This is a genomic window from Allomuricauda ruestringensis DSM 13258 (assembly GCF_000224085.1).
In the GTDB taxonomy this organism is placed as follows: Bacteria; Bacteroidota; Bacteroidia; order Flavobacteriales; family Flavobacteriaceae; genus Flagellimonas; species Flagellimonas ruestringensis.
In genome coordinates, this window is the sequence record NC_015945.1 from 2,366,141 (window position 1) to 2,383,185 (window position 17,045).

Sequence of the window (17,045 nt, forward strand, 5' to 3'; positions counted from 1 at the left end):
AATTTTTTTAACTATGACAAGAGAAGAAAAAGCAACAGTAATAAAAGACTTGACTGCACAGTTGACTGATAATCCTAACATTTACTTGGCGGATATATCAGGGTTGAATGCCGTGGACACCTCTAATTTGAGAAGAGCGTGTTTTAAGGCGAACATTAAGCTTGCGGTTGTAAAGAACACCTTGCTTGCAAAAGCAATGGAAGCTTCTGATAAGGAATTTGGTGAACTTCCCGACGTGTTGAAAGGCAATACATCTTTGATGTTGTCCGAAACCGGGAACGCACCTGCGAAACTTATCAAGAACTTTAGAAAAAAATCAGAAAAGCCCGTGTTGAAAGGCGCCTTTATAGCAGAGGCAATTTACATCGGGGACAACTACCTTGATGCACTTGTTGACATCAAGTCCAAAGAGGAAGTTATCGGGGATATCATCGGATTGTTACAATCACCGGCCAAAAACGTTATTTCTGGGCTTAAGTCCGGAGGTGGTAAATTGGCAGGTATCCTTAAAACCTTATCTGAGAAAGAATAATTCGCGCACAATAAACTAAGTATATTTTTAAACATTTTTATTAAACGATAGAAAAATGGCAGATTTAAAAGATTTTGCAGAACAGTTGGTAAACCTTACAGTAAAAGAGGTAAATGAATTGGCCGACATTTTAAAAGAAGAATATGGTATTGAGCCTGCTGCTGCTGCAGTAGCCGTTGCCGGTGGTGCTGCCGCTGGTGGAGGTGAAGGCGAAGCTGCTGAGGAAAAATCAGAATTTGATGTAATCCTTACAGCTGCCGGTGGTTCTAAATTGGCAGTCGTAAAATTGGTTAAGGAATTGACCGGTCTTGGGCTAAAAGACGCTAAAGAAATCGTTGACAGCGCACCAAAAGCTGTTAAAGAAGGTGTTGCCAAAGATGAGGCAGAAGGTATCAAAAAATCATTGGAAGAAGCAGGAGCAGAAGTTGAGCTTAAATAATCGCTTTTCCCATAAGAACTTGGTTAAGGTCTTTCCATTTTTTGGTTAGACCTTAGCCTATTTATATAAGGAGTGTATAAAGCCATACACGAACCCACATAGTATTCACGATCAAAATTTGTCCATAGATGTTCACAAACACTATTGAAAGAGTTAATTTCGCATCCGCTAAGAACATACCGGAATATCCGGATTTCTTGGACATTCAGATAAAATCGTTCCAAGACTTTTTCCAGCTTGAAACTAAATCTGACGAAAGAGGAAACGAAGGTCTCTACAACACCTTCATGGAGAATTTTCCAATCACAGATACCAGAAACCAGTTTGTACTTGAGTTTTTGGATTACTTCATTGATCCACCAAGATATTCCATCCAAGAATGTATAGAGCGTGGGCTTACTTATAGCGTACCTTTAAAGGCACGTTTAAAATTGTACTGTACCGATCCAGAACACGAAGATTTCGAAACTATCGTACAGGATGTGTATTTGGGAACCATCCCTTACATGACTCCTAGCGGAACTTTTGTGATCAACGGTGCAGAACGCGTTGTAGTTTCCCAGTTGCACAGATCTCCAGGGGTTTTCTTTGGACAGTCTTTCCACGCAAATGGAACAAAATTGTATTCAGCCAGGGTAATTCCTTTCAAAGGATCTTGGATTGAATTCGCCACCGACATCAACTCGGTGATGTATGCCTACATTGATAGGAAGAAAAAATTACCGGTAACCACTTTGTTCCGTGCCATCGGTTTTGAAAGGGACAAGGATATTTTGGAAATCTTCGACCTTTCGGAAGAAATAAAAGTTTCCAAGACCGGACTTAAAAAAGTATTGGGCCGTAAATTGGCCGCCAGGGTGTTGAACACATGGCATGAGGATTTCGTGGACGAGGATACGGGAGAAGTGGTTTCCATCGAACGAAACGAAATTGTACTTGATCGTGATACCGTTTTGGAAAAAGAGCATATCGATGAAATCATTGATGCCGATGTGAAGACCATTTTGCTTCACAAGGAGAACAATGCACAATCCGATTACGCCATCATCCACAACACCTTGCAAAAAGACCCTACCAACTCTGAAAAAGAAGCGGTAGAGCACATTTACAGACAATTGCGTAATGCAGAGCCGCCAGATGAAGAGACAGCTCGTGGGATTATCGACAAATTGTTCTTCTCCGACCAACGTTACAACCTAGGTGAGGTAGGGCGTTACAGAATGAACAAGAAGTTGGGCTTGGATATTGGAATGGACAAACAAGTGTTGACCAAAGAAGATATCATCACCATTATCAAGTATTTGATCGAGTTGATCAACTCCAAAGCAGAGATTGATGATATTGACCACTTGTCCAACCGTCGTGTAAGAACCGTAGGTGAGCAATTGTCCTCTCAATTTGGTGTAGGTTTGGCGCGTATGGCACGTACCATCCGTGAGCGTATGAACGTTCGTGACAACGAGGTGTTTACCCCGATCGATTTGATCAATGCGAAGACATTGTCGTCCGTGATCAACTCCTTCTTCGGAACCAACCAGTTGTCCCAGTTCATGGATCAGACCAACCCGTTGGCAGAGATTACACACAAAAGAAGATTATCCGCATTGGGGCCAGGCGGTCTTTCCCGAGAAAGAGCCGGTTTCGAGGTGCGTGACGTTCACTATACACACTACGGAAGATTGTGTCCGATCGAGACACCTGAAGGACCGAACATTGGTTTGATCTCTTCTTTGTCCGTATTTGCCAAGGTGAACAATATGGGCTTCTTGGAAACCCCTTACCGTAAAGTAGAAGATGGAAAAGTAGATACGAAAAATCATATCTACCTAAGTGCAGAGGAAGAAGAGGGAATGAAGATTGCCCAAGCCAACATTCCATTAGGGGATGATGGTACCATTGAAAGGGAAAAGGTAATTGCCCGTGAAGAAGGCGATTTCCCGGTTGTGGATCCAACAGAGGTAAAGTACACAGACGTTGCACCGAACCAGATTGCATCCATTTCCGCATCCTTGATTCCTTTCTTGGAGCACGATGATGCGAACCGTGCCTTGATGGGATCAAACATGATGCGTCAAGCAGTTCCATTGTTGAGACCGGATTCTCCAATTGTAGGTACAGGTCTGGAAAGACAAGTGGCTACAGATTCTCGAGTATTGATCAATGCGGAAGGAGATGGGGTTGTGGAATATGTGGATTCACAGAAAATCACCATAAAATATACAAGGACCGAAGAAGAGCGCTTGGTAAGTTTTGACGATGACTCGAAGACCTACCAATTGGTGAAGTTTAGAAAAACAAACCAAGGGACAAGCATCAACTTGAAGCCAATCGTAAGAAAAGGCGACAAAGTGAAAAAAGGTCAAGTGCTTTGCGAAGGTTATGCTACCGAAAAAGGTGAATTGGCCTTGGGTAGAAACATGAAGGTTGCCTTTATGCCTTGGAAAGGATACAACTTTGAGGATGCGATCGTGATTTCCGAAAAAGTGGTTCGTGAGGATATCTTTACCTCCATCCATGTTGATGAGTATTCGTTGGAAGTAAGGGATACCAAATTGGGTGCAGAGGAATTGACCAACGATATTCCAAACGTATCCGAAGAAGCCACCAAGGATTTGGACGAGTACGGTATGATCCGTATCGGTGCCGAAGTGAAGCCAGGGGATATTTTGATCGGTAAGATTACTCCAAAAGGAGAATCCGACCCAACTCCTGAAGAAAAATTGTTGCGTGCCATCTTTGGCGACAAAGCAGGTGACGTAAAAGATGCTTCATTGAAAGCTTCTCCATCTTTGAGAGGTGTGGTTATCGACAAGAAATTGTTCTCTCGTTCCATCAAGGACAAGAGAAAACGTTCCGAAGACAAAGAAGCCATTGCCAGATTGGAGATGGACTACGAAGTGAAGTTCCAACAGCTGAAAGATGAATTGATCGAGAAATTGTTCAGTTTGATCAGCGGAAAAACATCGCAAGGTGTAATCAACGATTTGGGTGAAGAAGTACTTCCAAAAGGAAAGAAATACACCATTAAAATGTTGAACGCTGTGGACGATTTTGCCCATTTGGTTGGAGGAAGTTGGACAACAGATGACGCTACCAATGCTTTGGTTGCCGACTTGTTGCACAACTACAAAATCAAATTGAACGATATTCAAGGTAACCTGAGAAGGGATAAATTTACCATCTCCGTAGGGGATGAGCTTCCTGCAGGTATCATGAAGTTGGCCAAAGTTTATATCGCCAAAAAGCGTAAGCTTAAAGTAGGTGATAAAATGGCCGGTCGTCACGGTAACAAAGGTATTGTGGCGCGTATCGTTCGTCAAGAGGATATGCCATTCTTGGAAGACGGAACCCCAGTGGACATTGTATTGAACCCACTTGGTGTACCATCAAGGATGAACATTGGTCAGATCTACGAAACCGTATTGGGTTGGGCCGGACAAAAATTGGGTCAAAAATATGCGACCCCGATTTTCGACGGAGCCTCATTGGATGAAATCAACAAGCTTACCGATGAAGCAGGCGTGCCAAGATTTGGACACACCTACCTATATGACGGTGGAACAGGTCAGCGTTTCGACCAACGTGCAACCGTTGGTGTCATCTACATGTTGAAACTAGGTCACATGGTAGACGACAAGATGCACGCAAGATCTATTGGACCATACTCATTGATCACTCAGCAACCATTGGGTGGTAAGGCACAGTTTGGTGGTCAGCGTTTTGGAGAGATGGAAGTTTGGGCATTGGAAGCCTACGGCGCATCATCTACCCTTAGGGAGATATTGACCGTTAAGTCGGATGATGTTATCGGAAGGGCCAAGACCTACGAGACCATCGTAAAAGGTGAGACCATGCCAGAACCTGGGTTGCCAGAATCTTTCAACGTATTGATGCACGAACTTAAAGGTTTGGGCTTGGATATCAGATTGGAAGAGTAGAACACTATATACATTAATTATATCATCACCATATTGTTATGGCTAGAATAAAAGATAATAACGCACAAAAAAGGTTCAACAAAATTTCCATAGGATTGGCCTCTCCAGAGTCAATTTTGGCCGAGTCCCGTGGCGAGGTGTTGAAGCCGGAAACCATAAACTATAGAACGCACAAACCAGAGCGTGATGGATTGTTCTGCGAGCGTATTTTTGGTCCTGTAAAGGATTACGAATGTGCCTGTGGTAAATACAAGAGAATCCGTTACCGTGGAATCGTTTGTGACCGTTGTGGTGTTGAAGTGACGGAGAAAAAAGTACGTAGAGACCGTGTAGGGCACATTAATCTTGTGGTTCCCGTGGCACACATCTGGTACTTCCGTTCGCTGCCAAACAAAATAGGATACCTTTTGGGACTGCCTTCCAAAAAGTTGGACATGATTATATACTACGAAAGGTATGTGGTTATCCAGCCAGGTATTGCCAAAGGTCCAGAAGGTGAGGAAATCAACAAAATGGATTTCTTGACCGAGGAGGAGTACTTGAACATTTTGGAATCCATTCCTACCGAGAACCAATACTTGGAGGATACCGATCCCAACAAGTTCATTGCCAAAATGGGTGCCGAATGTTTGATTGACATTTTGTCCAGAATCGATTTGGAACAATTGTCCTACGAACTTCGTCATAAGGCAAACACAGAGACTTCAAAACAGCGTAAGACCGAAGCCTTGAAGCGTCTTCAGGTAGTTGAGGCTTTACGTGAGTCACAAAACAACAGGGAAAACAACCCTGAGTGGATGATTATGAAGGTGATTCCGGTGATTCCACCAGAATTGCGTCCGTTGGTGCCATTGGATGGGGGGCGTTTCGCCACATCCGATTTGAACGACTTGTACCGCAGGGTGATTATCCGTAACAACCGTTTGAAGCGTTTGATGGAAATCAAAGCACCAGAGGTGATTTTGAGGAACGAAAAACGTATGCTTCAGGAAGCGGTGGATTCCCTTTTCGATAACACAAGAAAAGCATCTGCGGTAAAAACAGAATCCAACAGACCATTGAAATCCCTTTCCGATTCATTGAAAGGTAAGCAAGGTCGTTTCCGTCAAAACCTTTTGGGTAAACGTGTGGATTACTCCGCTCGTTCCGTAATTGTTGTTGGGCCGGAATTGAAATTGTACGAATGTGGTCTTCCAAAAGATATGGCAGCCGAGCTTTACAAGCCATTCATCATCCGTAAGTTGATTGAAAGAGGTATTGTAAAGACCGTTAAATCTGCCAAAAAGATTATCGACAAGAAGGAACCCGTAGTTTGGGACATTCTTGAAAACGTCCTTAAAGGACACCCTGTATTGTTGAACCGGGCCCCCACATTGCACAGATTGGGTATCCAAGCGTTCCAGCCTAAACTTATTGAAGGTAAGGCGATTCGTTTGCATCCATTGGCATGTACCGCATTTAACGCGGATTTTGATGGGGACCAGATGGCAGTTCACTTGCCATTGGGGCCAGAGGCTATTTTGGAAGCACAATTATTGATGTTGGCTTCACAAAACATCCTTAACCCAGCCAACGGTTCTCCGATTACCGTACCATCACAGGATATGGTTTTGGGATTGTACTACATGACCAAAGAGAAAAAATCTACCAAAGAAGAACCTGTTTTGGGTGAAGGACTTACCTTCTATTCTTCTGAAGAAGTAGAGATTGCCTTTAACGAGAAAAAAGTTTCGCTTAATGCCGGAATCAAGGTAAGAGCCAAAGACTTTAACGAAGAAGGGGAATTGGTCTATCAAATTATAGAAACCACGGTAGGTCGTGTATTGTTCAACACAGAAGTGCCAGAACAAGCAGGATTCATCAACCAAGTATTGAACAAGAAAGCCCTAAGAAATATTATTGGGGACATTCTTGCGGTGACAGATGTACCTACAACCGCTGAGTTTTTGGACAAGATCAAGGCCATGGGATACGATTTCGCCTTTAAAGGTGGTCTATCCTTTAGTTTGGGGGATATCATCATTCCAGCAGAAAAGCAGGATATGATCGGCGAGGCAAACGAGCAGGTCGATGGTATTATGATGAACTATAACATGGGTCTTATCACCAACAATGAGCGATATAACCAGGTTATTGATGTTTGGACATCTACCAATGCCATGTTGACCGAATTGGCCATGAAGCGAATTCGTGAAGATAAACAAGGATTCAACTCGGTATATATGATGTTGGATTCTGGTGCAAGGGGTTCCAAAGAGCAGATTCGTCAGTTGACCGGTATGCGTGGTTTGATGGCCAAGCCTAAAAAATCTACCGCAGGTGGTGGGGAGATTATCGAAAACCCGATTCTTTCGAACTTTAAGGAAGGATTGTCGATTTTGGAATACTTTATCTCTACCCACGGTGCGCGTAAAGGTCTTGCGGATACCGCTTTGAAAACGGCGGATGCAGGTTACTTGACCAGACGTTTGGTGGACGTTTCACAAGATGTTATCGTTAATAGCGAAGATTGTGAAACCTTGAGAGGTATCGAGGTAGAACCATTGAAGAAAAACGAGGAGATTGTTGAAACCTTGGGCGAAAGGATTTTGGGCAGGGTATCGTTACACGATGTGTACAACCCATTGACCGAAGAACTTGTGCTGAAAGCAGGACAAGAAATCAACGAAGCCGACGTGAAAAGGGTGGAGGCAGCTCCAATCGAAAAAATAGAAGTAAGATCTCCATTGACATGTGAGGCTCCACAAGGAATCTGCGCCAAATGTTACGGTAGAAACCTTGCTACCAATAAAATGGTACAACGAGGTGAAGCCGTAGGTGTTGTTGCAGCACAGTCCATTGGTGAGCCCGGTACACAGTTGACCTTGCGTACCTTCCACGTGGGTGGTATTGCAGGTAACATTTCCGAGGACAACAAGTTGGAGTCCAAGTTTGATGGTATTGCAGAGATTGAAGACTTGAGACTTGTAAAAGGTGAAAACAGTGAAGGTGGTAAAACCGACATTGTAATTTCCAGAACGTCCGAGGTTAAGATAGTTGATCCAAAAACAGGAATCACATTAAGCACAAACAACATTCCTTACGGTTCTAAATTGTTCATCAAAAACGGTGAGAAAATTACAAAAGGAACCGTGATTTGTGAATGGGATCCATATAACGGTGTAATTGTTTCTGAGTTCTCTGGACAGATTGCCTACGAGAACCTTGATCAAGGTGTTACTTACCAAGTTGAAATCGATGAACAAACAGGTTTCCAAGAAAAAGTAATTTCTGAGACCAGAAACAAAAAGTTGATTCCAACCTTGTTGATCAAGGACAGTAAAGGCGAAACATTACGTTCTTACAATTTGCCTGTTGGTTCCCACTTGATGGTTGATGACGGCGAGAAAGTAAAAGAAGGAAAAACATTGGTTAAAATTCCACGTAAATCTGCCAAGGCAGGGGATATTACCGGTGGTCTTCCAAGGGTAACCGAGCTTTTCGAAGCACGTAACCCATCCAACCCAGCCGTTGTTTCCGAGATTGATGGAGTAGTATCCTTCGGTAAGATCAAGCGTGGTAACCGAGAGATTATTATCGAGTCCAAGACCGGAGATATCAAAAAGTACTTGGTTAAATTGTCCAACCAGATTTTGGTTCAGGAAAATGACTACGTACGTGCAGGTATGCCATTGTCCGACGGTTCCATTACACCAGAAGACATCTTGGCCATTAAAGGACCATCTGCCGTACAGCAATATTTGGTAAACGAAGTACAAGAAGTTTACCGTTTACAAGGTGTGAAAATTAACGATAAGCACTTTGAAGTTGTTGTAAGACAAATGATGCGTAAAGTTAAAATCCAAGATCCAGGAGATACCATCTTCCTAGAGAATCAATTGGTACACAAAGACGACTTTATCAACGAGAATGATGAAATTTTCGGCAAAAAAGTTGTTGAGGATGCTGGGGATTCCGAAAGATTGAAACCAGGACAGATTTTGACTGTACGAGAGCTGAGGGACGAGAACTCAATTCTAAGAAGAGAGGACAAGACCTTGGTAACCGCAAGAGATGCTGTGGCAGCAACTGCGACACCAATCCTGCAAGGTATTACAAGAGCATCGTTGCAGACCAAGTCCTTTATCTCGGCAGCATCGTTCCAGGAAACCACCAAAGTGTTGAATGAGGCCGCAGTAAGTGGTAAAATCGATACCTTGGAAGGATTGAAGGAAAATGTAATTGTAGGACATAAAATTCCAGCCGGTACCGGCATGAGGGATTATGACAGCATCATTGTAGGTTCCAAAGAGGAGTACGATGAAATCATGGCCCGAAAAGAGGAATTCAAATTCTAAATAAAAACAAACCCTGGCCTTTAGGTCGGGGTTTTCTTTTTAATATAAGTAACATGGCTGAAGAAAAGAAAAAGCAGAAGCAGATCAATATAGAGTTGGATGAAAAAACAGCAGAGGGAATATATTCCAATCTGGCGATCATCAACCATTCCGTATCCGAATTTGTAGTGGACTTTATTAGTTTGATGCCTGGCGCTCCAAAGGCAAAAGTAAAGAGCAGAATCATCTTAACACCACAGCATGCTAAAAAGCTGCTAAAGGCATTGAACGATAATGTGAGTAGGTTTGAAGCGGCCCACGGAACAATCCAAGATTACGAACAACCTGCGATTCCATTAAATTTTGGCCCCACTGGCGAAGCATAAAACTACTTTTGCAAAATTATGTGTGTCAGTCCGAGCTGTCATCCTGAGCGCAGTCGAAGGGGCAGACGATAACTTTATAATACACCACTTTATCTTCCATCTCGACTGCGCTCGACATTGACATAAAAACTTTCTTGTATAGGTCTTTAATTTTTACTTCAACCACCCTTTCTCAATCCCCTTTTTTGAAAAGAAAATGAGGTAGATGCCTATTATTATAATGATAGCTGGCATGGCGTAAGTAGAAGGTCCAAAAGCCTCAACAGCATTGGAAATAAACAGCCAATAGATAAATTGTGCCAGGGCCGCAATTAGTGAAATGACAAAAAGCGGACGAGACCATTTTTTTCGGAGCAACAGACCAATCGATGCCAAGGCTCCGGAAAAAACAGCGATAGCAAATGCGGCGGTTGCCCAAGCTGGGATTCCTTCAAAAACTTCTCGCTGTGCTTGATCCATACTTTCCAAAAGTGCCATTTGGTTAAAAGCTTGGTTCAGATAATTGGCAACGCCCATCAAATTCCATAGAAGAGCAATAACACTCACCACCCAGAACCAAGTAGTTGGTTTTACTGAAGTCGTCATAATATTTTATTTAATTGGTTATACTATCCAATGTACAAAAAAAATGACACGTGAAACTTGCAAAGTTCTAATATTCAGAATACTGTAGGATTCGGGTTGGTGGATTTTTACTCAAACTCCGAAGTGTAGTGCAGCTTTACCGAAGGGTATTTTTGTTGGGTCATTTGCAGGGAGAAAGGCGAATCTGCCAAAAACACCAACTGCCCTTTTTTGTCCGTCGCCAAAAACTTTTGCTTTACACGTTTAAACTCTTTGAACTCTTCGTTGTTTTCATCCTCCGCCTCTACCCAGCAAGCTTTGTGCACAGGAAAGTTCTCATAGGTGCATTTAGCGCCGTATTCGTGTTCCAATCGATACTGGATTACTTCATATTGCAATGCTCCAACCGTACCAATTACCTTTCTTCCGTTCATTTCCAAAGTAAAAAGCTGTGCTACCCCTTCGTCCATGAGCTGATCAATGCCCTTGTACAATTGTTTGGCCTTCATTGGGTCTGCGTTGTTGATGTACCTAAAATGTTCCGGCGAAAAGCTTGGAATGCCTTTATAGTGCAGTTCTTCACCACTGGTCAAAGTATCCCCAATTTTAAAATTTCCAGTATCGTGCAGACCAACAATGTCTCCTGGATAAGAAATATCCACAATCTCTTTTTTCTCCGCAAAAAAAGCATTTGGACTGGAGAATTTCAGTTTTTTGCCGTGTCGTACATGCAAATAGGGGGTATTTCTTTCAAACGTTCCCGATACGATTTTAACAAATGCCAAACGATCTCGGTGTTTGGGATCCATATTCGCATGGATTTTAAAAACAAAACCGGAAAAATCCTTTTCATCGGCCTTTACCAAGCGCTCCTCAGCTTTTTTGGGTCTAGGTGACGGTGCTATGTTCACAAAGCAATCCAACAACTCCCGCACTCCAAAATTGTTCAAGGCCGAACCAAAAAAGACAGGTTGAAGCTCACCTTTTAAATAAGCGTCCTTGTCAAAATCGGGGTAAACACCCTCAACTAGTTCTAAATTGTCGCGCAGTTCTTCAGCAGCATCGGCACCTATGATTTTCTCAAGTTCTGGATTGTCCAGATTGTCAAAAGCAATGGTTTCTTCGATGTTCTTTTTGCTGTTGCCGCTAAAAAGGTTGATGTTTTTTTCGTAGATGTTGTAAATACCTTTAAAATCGTACCCCATTCCTATTGGAAAACTTAGTGGGGTCACCGTTAAACCTAATTTTTGTTCCACTTCGTCCAAAAGGTCAAAGGCATCCTTGCCCTCACGATCTAATTTATTGATGAATACAATCATGGGGATGTTGCGCATACGGCAAACCTCCACCAATTTTTCGGTCTGTTCCTCAACACCCTTGGCAACGTCAATTACCACAATTACGCTGTCAACTGCGGTTAGGGTACGGAAGGTATCTTCAGCAAAATCCTTGTGCCCAGGGGTATCCAAAATGTTGATTTTTTTATCCTTATAAATAAAGGCCAAAACGGAAGTAGCTACGGAAATACCCCTTTGGCGCTCAATTTCCATAAAGTCACTGGTAGCCGATTTTTTTATCTTATTACTTTTTACCGCTCCAGCTTCTTGGATTGCACCTCCGAACAACAGTAACTTTTCGGTCAAGGTTGTTTTTCCGGCATCAGGGTGGGAGATAATGCCAAAAGTTCTTCGTTTCGCTATTTCCTTTTCAAATTCCATCAACAAAAATTTCGGCAAAAATAGGGGAATTATATGTTTTCCCACTCATTTTTAGTGTGATTCGAGATTGTTAATATAATTGGAAAAAAATAAGGAATTTAAACAAGCCAAAACCAAAAAGAAAGGTAATTTTCGCCGGTTTTAAATTTACGAGTCCTCCATAATAAGGATTATTCTTTTGTAAAACACACAATGAGGTAACTAATGATGAGGAAATCGCCTTTTATCGATAAAAATAGGAGGTAAATGTTAAATGGGTTAATTATGTGACCTGATTGTATCGAAGTGTGTCGAAAGGACCGGAGATATTAAAACCAATAAGAAAACCCCAATTTTCTTACAATTGAGAGAGCCACTTGTTGCCATGGTGATTAGTTGACCAAAACTTAATCATTTATGGAAAAAATTACTTTCTTGAATTTCAAGAAGAGCACACTACTATTGTTACTTCTATTTTTGGGATTGCCTATATATTCTTCTACCATTGTCCCGGCAATCAATCCAATGAAGAGTATAGCTGACTCCTATTTAATGAGTGGCAATACCGACTCTGATGGTGATGGCGTACCTGATAGTATCGATATCGACAGTGATAACGATGGTATATTGGACGTTGTGGAAGATGCAAACCTGGATGGCGATAACAATCCCGCTACCAACCCGACCGATTCCGATCGCGACGGTATCCCGAATTATCTGGATTTGGATTCCGATGGTGACGGACTGTTGGATAATTATGAAGCCCAAAACTTTGCAGACTTTCGGTTACCTTCCGGTGTGGATTCCGATGGAAATGGGTTGGATGATATTTATGAGGATTCCCCAGGTGCAGGAAATGGATTGACACCTATAGATACCGATAGTGATGATGTACCGGATTATTTGGATATGGATTCGGATAATGATGGGATACTTGATCAGAACGAATCCAGTGTGGTAAGTACAGATTTTGATTGCAGTACGGTTCCGAAACTAAATTTTGGAATGGAACCAACCCTGGAATCGGGCGATGCACTTTCCGAAGGCGCCGTTTATCGTTATCAAGGAGTTGAAGAAAGTTTGGATGCACTGGTTACGATTGAAAAAGTAGTGAATGGTGAGATTTTATATTTTGACCAGAATGAGACCGACGCAGAATTTTTTAAACCAGAAATTTATTTCACCACAACATCAGAAGAAAGAAGACCTTACGTAGATTTTAGGATCTCTTTTGTGGAACAGGGCACAAATACACCCGTTGTTTTAGAAGAATTCAGCGCAAATTTTATTGATGTTGATGGGAACGGGGACTATCAAGAATATAATCGATTCAATACACCGGCAAGTTATACCCTCGATGCCGATAATGAAATAACGGTTCAAAATACCACAGGTGGGTTTTTAGTGAATGGAGGTACCCGGGAATATGATGGTATCTCAAATGAACATCCCTCAGTAAACGTTGCTGTTGAGTTTATAAACATTGACTCTTTTGTCTTCCGTTTTGGAATTCAGGCAGATGTGGATGACAATTTTAAAACGAACGTGGCAAGACAGGCTGGTATACAATTTACATGTTTAGATAATTTTAATGACCCACAAACGGTCAATTTTAGCGAAGATATCGATAGCGACGGCGATGGATATCCCGATAGATTGGATATCGACAGTGATGACGATGGAATTCTGGACAACGTAGAGGCGCAACCTACTTTTGAGTATATTCCTCCATCGGGAGAGGACCTTAACGGAAACGGACTTGACGATGCCTACGAAAGTGGCGATACAATGGGGCTTTCATTAGAAGATACTGATGCTGATGGAACTCCAGATTATTTGGATGACGACAGTGATAATGACTGGGTGCCGGATAATAATGAAGGGAACGATTTCAATTTCGATGGAATACCCGATTGGGCTTATACGGGTGTAGATTCGGATGGTGATGGTCTTGACGATGGTTATGAAGGCAGTGATGTAAATGACGGCTTTGATGTGAACGATGAAATTGAAAACCCTGCAACTGATCTACCAGATAGAGATGGTACTGAGGATGTTAACTATCGAGATATTGATGATGACGGTGATGGAATAGATACTCCGGATGAAGATGCCAATGGTGATGGCGACCCCACCAATGATGATACCGATGAAGACGGCACGCCAGACTATTTGGATAATGATACAGATACAGATGGTGATGGAGTTACCGATGAGGATGAAGAGGAAGATGGAACCGACCCGACCGATCCTTGCGATTTTATTGAAGAGCATATCACTCAGCCACAAACTGGGGATTATTTAATTGCCGATTGTGACGGAGATGGGGTAACTAACGAAGATGAAAAAGAAGATGGTACTGATCCATTTGATCCCTGCGACTATAACCCAGAAAGTGTGACCTTACCACAAACAGGTGACTACCTTGAGGCAGATTGTGATGGTGACGGTGTTACCAATGGTGATGAAAAAGAGGACGGAACGGATCCCCAGGACCCATGCGATTTTGTGCTCGACAGTCAAACAGTTGATCCAGATTCAACATGGAACAGCTCTGATTGTGATGGGGATGGGGTAACCAACGAAGATGAAAAAGAAGATGGCACGGATCCATTAGATCCATGTGACTATAACCCAGAAAGTATAACCTTGCCACAATCTGCAGATTGGGAAGCTTTGGATTGTGATGGTGATGGTAATCCAAATGAAACAGACCCCGATCCATTAACGGCCAATGCTAACGATGACTATGGTTCAACACCGGCACTTACTGAGGTTGCAATAAATGTTTTGGAGAACGATGATTATCTCCCTAACAACGATCCTATCAACGTAGGGGTGACAAATTTGTCAAGAATTGGAGGAGATGCAAGTGGTACGGTCACTTTTGATGATGAGACCGGCTTTGTAAACTATACTCCGGTAGCGTCCGAATCCAATTCAACGGTTACCATAATTTATCAAGTATGTAATATTTTGCCCGACCCAAGTGTTTGCGCTTCAGCAACCATATATATTGAGGTTGGTGCAAATGTATTGGATGCAGTGGATGATAACTATACAGCAAATGTAGGTGAAGATAGTGTGATTGCAGATAGCAACGTACTGTCCAATGATACGTATAACGATGGGTCTGTAACCTTGGCCGATGTAATATTGACCTCCACATCAACCAACGAACTTATCATCAACGAAGATGGAAGTGTAAGTGTTGTGCCCGGAACCGAAGCAGGTACGTATACCATTGGTTACACTATCTGTGATGTTTTGGATGTAAACAATTGTGATTCCGCTACGGTAACCGTTGAGGTATTGCAAGGAACAGGCACTATGATTGATGCAGTGGATGATAACTATACAGCAAGTGTGGGAGAAGATGGTGTGATTGCAGATAGCAACGTACTGTCCAATGATACGTATAACGGTGAGCCTGTAACCTTGGCGGATGTTATATTGACCTCTACACCAACAGAAGAACTTATCATCAACGAAGATGGAAGTATAAGTGTTGTACCCGGAACCGAAGCAGGTACGTATACCATCGGTTACACTATCTGTGATGTTTTGGATGTAAACAATTGTGATTCCGCTACGGTAACCATTGAGGTATTGCAAGGTGAGGATAATGTTATAGATGCCATCGATGATGCATATAATGCAGGTGCTGGAGGTGGATTGATTGCCAATAGCGATGTACTGTTCAACGACACTTTGAACGGTGAGATAGTGTCTTTGATTGATGTAATATTAACTTCTACCCCAACAAATGGGCTTACTATTAACGAAAATGGGAGTGTATCCGTTGCACCGGGAACACAACCCGGTACTTACACTATTAAATATACCATTTGTGAGGCGGCCAACCCAAACAATTGTGATACAGCCACGGTTAGGGTGGAAGTGGACAATATCGAAGTAAACCAGATGTTGACACCGAATGGGGATTTAAAAAATGATTTTCTCTTCATTCGAGGTGTCGAGTATATCAAATCAAGCTCCATCAAAATATTTAACCGTTGGGGAACCCTTGTATTTGAAGGCAACAACTACGACAATGTAAACAATGTTTTTGATGGGCGCGTTAGAGGGAAATCAGCCTTGAGCGTAAACGATTACCTTCCGGCAGGGGTGTATTTTTACATATTTAATTACGAAACCGTGCAGGGAAGCTTCACAGACTCCGAATACATTTATATAAGCAGATAAGATATTGATAGAATGGTAAAAAAACATTTTTTAACTACGTTGTTGTTTATTGGAATTGTATCCACGGGTGCAATCGCCCAACAGGATGCCCAATATACTCAATACATGTATAATACCTTGAGTGTCAACCCTGCTTACGCCGGGTCTAGGGGGCAGCTTAGTTTTGCCGGACTGTACCGATCACAATGGGTAGGTTTGGACGGTGCTCCGGAAACTTTCACCTTAAACTTACATTCACCCATACGCAACAGTAGGTTGGGATACGGTATTTCCATTGTTAACGATAATATTGGTGACGGTGTGGTACAGGAAACCTATTTGGATGCCGTTGTATCCTACACTATTGATGTTTCCATGGACGCCAAGTTATCTTTTGGGTTGAAAGCAGGTGGAAATATGTTGAGTTTGGATTTCAACAGACTTCGGAATTTTGACCAAGAAGTGGTCAACCAAAATAATATAGACAACAGGTTCACTCCTAATTTTGGGCTTGGGATCTATTATCACACAGATAAGTTTTATGTAGGGGTTTCCGCTCCAAACGTTCTGGAATCAGAGTATTTTGATAATGACAACTCGGACGATGGAGTAAATTTTCTCTCCGCAGAACGCATGAATATTTATTTGATTACCGGATATGTTTTTGATTTGGGGGCAGACCTTCAATTTAAACCAGCATTGCTTACAAAAGCGGTAGGGGGGGCACCATTGCAGGTAGACCTTTCCGCAAGCTTCCTGTTTGCCAATAAATTCAGTTTTGGAGCAGCTTACCGTTGGGATGCTGCAGTGAGTGGCTTGGTAGGTTTTCAAGTAACGGACCAGATTATGTTGGGATTGGCCTATGATCGCGAAACAACGGAATTGGGGGGAACACAGTTCAACGACGGATCTTTTGAAGTATTCTTAAGATTGGAATTGTTAAAATCCTTCCAAAGAACCATATCACCTAGATTCTTTTAATAATGTT

9 protein-coding genes are annotated in these 17,045 nt (G+C 42.3%); 7 read left to right on the plus strand and 2 right to left on the minus strand.

All coding sequences use genetic code 11. The features are described from left to right. Window positions 1-13 precede the first annotated feature (13 nt). From rplJ to MURRU_RS10715, 5 genes are all read left to right on the plus strand, one after another. Window positions 14-532 carry a 50S ribosomal protein L10 gene (gene rplJ, locus MURRU_RS10695; protein ID WP_014033482.1) on the plus strand — a complete coding sequence of 173 codons (519 nt, stop codon included), beginning with the start codon at window positions 14-16 and terminating at the stop codon, window positions 530-532. 55 nt (window positions 533-587) lie between these two features. After that, on the plus strand, window positions 588-971 hold the full coding sequence (gene rplL / locus MURRU_RS10700) for a 50S ribosomal protein L7/L12 (RefSeq protein WP_014033483.1): 384 nt from the start codon (window positions 588-590) through the stop codon (window positions 969-971). 128 nt (window positions 972-1,099) lie between these two features. Next, window positions 1,100-4,909, plus strand: coding sequence for a DNA-directed RNA polymerase subunit beta (gene rpoB / locus MURRU_RS10705; protein ID WP_014033484.1), 3,810 nt, complete (start codon window positions 1,100-1,102; stop codon window positions 4,907-4,909). A 38-nt stretch (window positions 4,910-4,947) separates the two neighbouring features. Beyond that, a complete protein-coding gene (gene rpoC, locus MURRU_RS10710; RefSeq protein WP_014033485.1) occupies window positions 4,948-9,246 on the plus strand; it encodes a DNA-directed RNA polymerase subunit beta' in 4,299 nt (1,432 codons plus the stop codon). Window positions 9,247-9,299: 53 nt separating this feature from the next. Beyond that, window positions 9,300-9,611 carry a DUF3467 domain-containing protein gene (locus MURRU_RS10715; RefSeq protein WP_014033486.1) on the plus strand — a complete coding sequence of 104 codons (312 nt, stop codon included), beginning with the start codon at window positions 9,300-9,302 and terminating at the stop codon, window positions 9,609-9,611. Window positions 9,612-9,764: 153 nt separating this feature from the next. Here the strand turns inward: MURRU_RS10715 and MURRU_RS10720 are convergent, their stop codons facing one another. After that, window positions 9,765-10,196 carry a hypothetical protein gene (locus MURRU_RS10720; protein ID WP_014033487.1) on the minus strand — a complete coding sequence of 144 codons (432 nt, stop codon included), beginning with the start codon at window positions 10,194-10,196 and terminating at the stop codon, window positions 9,765-9,767. 107 nt (window positions 10,197-10,303) lie between these two features. Continuing rightward, window positions 10,304-11,893: a peptide chain release factor 3 gene (locus MURRU_RS10725; protein ID WP_041801466.1), complete on the minus strand. Its 1,590-nt coding sequence runs from the start codon at window positions 11,891-11,893 to the stop codon at window positions 10,304-10,306. Between the two features lie 396 nt (window positions 11,894-12,289). On the opposite strand from MURRU_RS10725, the gene MURRU_RS10730 reads away from it, so the two are divergent. After that, complete coding sequence (locus MURRU_RS10730) at window positions 12,290-16,078, plus strand: gliding motility-associated C-terminal domain-containing protein (RefSeq protein ID WP_014033489.1); 3,789 nt, start codon at window positions 12,290-12,292, stop codon at window positions 16,076-16,078. A 12-nt stretch (window positions 16,079-16,090) separates the two neighbouring features. Then, window positions 16,091-17,038: a PorP/SprF family type IX secretion system membrane protein gene (locus MURRU_RS10735; protein WP_014033490.1), complete on the plus strand. Its 948-nt coding sequence runs from the start codon at window positions 16,091-16,093 to the stop codon at window positions 17,036-17,038. The last annotated feature ends 7 nt before the right edge of the window (window positions 17,039-17,045 follow it).

Bases quoted from the DNA above. Each gene is read 5' to 3' on its own strand.
- rplJ (WP_014033482.1), top strand. From the start codon at position 14: ATGACAAGAGAAGAAAAAGCAACAGTAATAAAAGACTTGACTGCACAG.
- rplL (WP_014033483.1), top strand. From the start codon at position 588: ATGGCAGATTTAAAAGATTTTGCAGAACAGTTGGTAAACCTTACAGTA.
- rpoB (WP_014033484.1), top strand. From the start codon at position 1,100: ATGTTCACAAACACTATTGAAAGAGTTAATTTCGCATCCGCTAAGAAC.
- rpoC (WP_014033485.1), top strand. From the start codon at position 4,948: ATGGCTAGAATAAAAGATAATAACGCACAAAAAAGGTTCAACAAAATT.
- MURRU_RS10715 (WP_014033486.1), top strand. From the start codon at position 9,300: ATGGCTGAAGAAAAGAAAAAGCAGAAGCAGATCAATATAGAGTTGGAT.
- MURRU_RS10720 (WP_014033487.1), bottom strand. From the start codon at position 10,196: ATGACGACTTCAGTAAAACCAACTACTTGGTTCTGGGTGGTGAGTGTT.
- MURRU_RS10725 (WP_041801466.1), bottom strand. From the start codon at position 11,893: ATGGAATTTGAAAAGGAAATAGCGAAACGAAGAACTTTTGGCATTATC.
- MURRU_RS10730 (WP_014033489.1), top strand. From the start codon at position 12,290: ATGGAAAAAATTACTTTCTTGAATTTCAAGAAGAGCACACTACTATTG.
- MURRU_RS10735 (WP_014033490.1), top strand. From the start codon at position 16,091: ATGGTAAAAAAACATTTTTTAACTACGTTGTTGTTTATTGGAATTGTA.